Origin of the sequence: Thermoleptolyngbya sp. M55_K2018_002, from assembly GCF_015295965.1 — a bacterium.
Lineage (GTDB): Bacteria > Cyanobacteriota > Cyanobacteriia > Elainellales > Elainellaceae > Thermoleptolyngbya > Thermoleptolyngbya sichuanensis.
In genome coordinates this window covers 1-2,714 of the sequence record NZ_DVEA01000335.1, presented here as the reverse complement: position 1 = coordinate 2,714, position 2,714 = coordinate 1, and the positions used below count along the sequence as shown (strand labels likewise).

At 60.5% G+C, this 2,714-nt stretch carries 3 protein-coding genes; 2 read left to right on the top strand and 1 reads right to left on the bottom strand.

All coding sequences use genetic code 11. The features are described 5' to 3' along the window. On the top strand, positions 1–745 hold a 745-nt coding region (locus tag IGS51_RS17195), incomplete at its 5' end, for a phospholipase D-like domain-containing protein (RefSeq protein WP_297080042.1). A 97-nt stretch (positions 746–842) separates the two neighbouring features. Further along, the gene (locus IGS51_RS17190; RefSeq protein ID WP_297080041.1) at positions 843–1,772 is read left to right on the top strand and encodes a phosphodiester glycosidase family protein; all 930 of its coding nucleotides are present in this window, start codon (positions 843–845) and stop codon (positions 1,770–1,772) included. A gap of 13 nt (positions 1,773–1,785) precedes the next feature. Here IGS51_RS17190 and IGS51_RS17185 read toward each other — a convergent pair. Beyond that, a partial coding sequence (locus tag IGS51_RS17185) for a 2OG-Fe(II) oxygenase family protein (RefSeq protein WP_297080040.1) occupies positions 1,786–2,714 on the bottom strand: 929 nt, incomplete at its 5' end.

The window sequence follows — 2,714 nt, the reverse complement described above, 5'->3', positions numbered from 1 at the left end:
CGGCGGGGCGGGCGTGTCGGACTACTGGGACGGCACTGAATTTGACCACGACACTGCACCTTGGGCAGAGTTTGAAGTGGCCTACGAGGGCGAAGTGGTGACGCTGCTGCAAGGCAAATTTCTGAAACACTGGGCCTATAGCGGGGGCGATTTAGACTTGGATCAGGAACTTAGCCCGGTGCAGACGGAAGGCGAAGTCCCGCTATACATTACCAGCGGCACGTCTAGTTTAAGTGAATCGTCGATTCGCCTGCTGGTGCAACTGAGTGCGCTGGCTGCCCGCGATCGCCTGTGGATTGCCAGCCCCTACTTCGTGCCTGATGGCAATATCACCCAGGCACTCATCCGCGCCCGCGAAAACGGCGCTGAGGTGCGCGTGTTGACCATGAGCGACGCGACCGATAAAAAATTTGTGCATCTGGCAAGTCGAGAGCTATACGGCAACCTGCTGCGAGCAGACGTGGAGATTTGCGAGTATCAGCCCAGCATGATGCACGCTAAGTTAATTCTGGTGGATGATGTCTGGGTCAGCACGGGCAGCGCCAACCTCGACCCGCGCAGTGCGTTTCACAATGACGAACTCAACATTTCGGGGCGCTATCCGGCGCTGGCTCAAAACCTGGAGCAGTTCTTTATCGGGGCGATCGCCGACAGCCAGTGTCTCACCTATGCCGATTGGCAAAATCGCCCCCTGTTTGACCATCTCGCGGGACGGGTGGTGCTGCTGTTCAAAAATCTGCTGTAATCTGCTGTAATGGGGCGGGACTCAGGAACTTGGGGGTAGCCCTATCGCTTCACAACGCCGAGGCAAATTGGGGTTAAACCTTAGAGATTTAGCAGGTATGAGAGTTTGGCAAGGGCTATGGCTGGGCTGGCTGGTGGCAGGCGGACTGGCTGCCGGACTAGCGCCACCCGCCCCAGACTCGTCCTCAGACTTGCCCCCAGACTTGCCTCCAGAAGCGTCCCCAGACGTGCAGCATGACCAGCATGACGTGCAATATCGCGTAGAAGCGCTGCCCACGGCGGACGTGCATTGGGTGATGGTGCCGATTCGCACGTTTGAGGTTGTGCCCGCGATCGCCCAAGCGTTGCAGCCGCTGCCCCAGTTTGCCGCGCAGTCGGGAACCGTGGCCGCTATCAACGCGGGCTTTTTTGACCCGGTGAACGGACTCACAACCTCCTATGTGGTGCAAAACGGGCAACTCGTCGCCGACCCGCGCCAAAACGATCGCCTCATGCAAAACCCCAACCTCACGCCCTACCTGCCCAAAATCCTCAACCGCTCGGAGTTTCGCCGCTATCGCTGTGGGCAACCGGGGCAGGAACGCGACCACTATGCGATCGCCCTTCATGCCGAAGCCGTCCCGCTCGGCTGTACGCTGCAAGACACGATCGGCGGCGGCCCGCGCCTGCTGCCAGACCTGACGCTCGAAGCCGAGGGCTTTGCCGACCCCGCCACGGGCCGCGATGCCATTGGCAGCACCCAGCCCAATGCCCGCTCTGCCGTCGGGATTTTGCCCAATGGCGGCATTGTGCTGGCGATGGCCGCTCAGCGCCCCGACGCGCCGACCAGTTCTGGGCTGTCGCTGGCGGAACTGTCGAACTTTCTGCGATCGCTCGGTGTGGTAGACGCGATGAACCTGGATGGCGGCAGTTCCGCTTCGCTGTACGTCAGCGGGAACACCGTCTTGGGTCGCGTCGATGCCCAGGGCAGCCCGATTCAGCGGCCGGTGAAGTCGGTGCTGGGGGTGCGCCGCAGACCCAGGGACTAGAGGGCGCTATTCCTCATCTGGAACCCATCACTCGCTGGTAGGTCTTTTGATACATTTCAACAATGTGATCCCCTGCGGTGATGGGCGGATATTTCGGCGGGTTCGTTTCGCTCTGGCAGGTGGGCAGGCATTCGACCAGCGCATGGTAGTTGATGTCGAAAAAGAAGGGAACGGAGTAGCGCTCGCCCCCCGAACGGTTCACCACGCGATGGGGCGTGGACTGATAGTAATCGTTGGTCCAGCGGGCCATCATGTCGCCAATGTTGATGACAAAGGTATCGGGAATCGGCTCGGCAGCCATCCAGTCGCCGCTGGCGGTTTTCACCTCTAGCCCGCCCGCCGCGTCTTGCAGCAGGATGGTGAGGCAGCCCCAGTCGGTATGAGCGCCGCAGCCCCAAGTGCGATCGTTTGCCTGTACGGGATGGGGCGGGTAGTGCAGCAGTCGCAAAATGGGCATGGGGTCGTCGGCTAGGGGGTCGAAGTGATGCTCCTCCAGGTCGAGCGAGAGCGCCAGCCCCCGCATCAGTTGGTAAGACAAATTCAGCATGGCAGCGAAATATTGCTCTACGACCTCGCGCCAGCCGGGGAGGTTGCGAGGATATAGGTTGGGGCCGTGGTTGGGCGTGTTTGCCTGCACCAGCGGGTCGTTGGGGCCGCGATGCAGCCCGATATAAATGCTTTCCTTGAGATCCGGCGCGGCGTTGAGATCGAGCGTCTGGTGCTTCAAAGGCTCGTAGCCGCGAGAGATGGGAGAGTGCTGGATCGAAATCTCTAGCTTGTCTGCATCGGGCAGCGCAAAGAAGCGATGAGATTCGGCAAAGATCTGGTCAACTAGCGCAGCATCGATGCCGTGGTTGGCAATGTAGAAAAAGCCGACTTCGTGACTGGCTTTGCGGAGGTAGGCGGCGACGGCTTTGCGGTCTGCCCAATCGGGCGATCGCA

Excerpts from the sequence above, each read along its gene's own strand:
- IGS51_RS17190 (WP_297080041.1), top strand. The coding sequence starts at position 843 with ATGAGAGTTTGGCAAGGGCTATGGCTGGGCTGGCTGGTGGCAGGCGGA.